Annotated in this window: 1 protein-coding gene; it reads right to left on the bottom strand. The window is 48.7% G+C overall.

Annotated elements, in window-relative coordinates; translation table 11 throughout:
- A partial coding sequence (locus EHS11_RS02520) for a chitobiase/beta-hexosaminidase C-terminal domain-containing protein (RefSeq protein ID WP_210413610.1) occupies positions 1–747 on the bottom strand: 747 nt, incomplete at both ends.

The raw sequence follows: 747 nt of genomic DNA, 5'->3' as shown, positions 1-747 counted from the left end.
CCGCCTGCATCATTGCAAGTCAGTGAAACGGAAAAGAATGTGATATAACTACCGCTTGTTGGATTTGCGCCGACAGTAGGAGGAGTGTCATCTCTTGTGATGGTAAGTGCATAGGAACCGGTAAAACCGTTGTTGGGATTTGTGACACAGACCCGGATCGTAGTATTTCCGACTGACAGTGCGCTTGCAGTAAAATTTGTTGCAGTGTTCGGAGTCCCGGCAGTTGCACTGCCATTAGAAAGCTCGACTCCATCTGTACAATTTGTCCCTCCGCTTCGAACGCTATAAGTTCCACCCACACTGCTTGACCAAGTCAATTGAGACGAATTGATCGCGCCTCCGTTGTTACTCACATAAACGGAAGCGAGGCTTGCAGTCACACTAGGAACATTGCTGTCGATCACATAGGTTTCCGAATGCGCGTTTTCCAAATTCCCCGCCAAGTCCCGGCAAAAATAACGGACAAAATAGGTTCCATTCCCTTCGGCTCCTACAGTGAAACGAGCACTAGGCGGATTTCTTATGATTCCGTTGATTGGGTTGAAAGTTGGTGCGGAACCGTTGGTGGTATAAACCATCTGACTTGGCGCGATATTGTCCGAACAATTTATAGTAAGACTAACTGCAGAAGGATAAGCCCCTCCTGCGGGAAGGATTGAGGACGTCGGTGGAGTCGTATCATTTGCGATTTGGCTGAGGATGGGATTGTCCACGACTCCGTCTCCGTTGGAATCAAAACCTTGCCCG

Source organism: Leptospira ilyithenensis (assembly GCF_004771005.1).
Taxonomy (GTDB): domain Bacteria; phylum Spirochaetota; class Leptospiria; order Leptospirales; family Leptospiraceae; genus Leptospira_A; species Leptospira_A ilyithenensis.
Note: the sequence above shows the minus strand (reverse complement) of the source record. Positions and strands in the feature narration are given on the sequence as shown.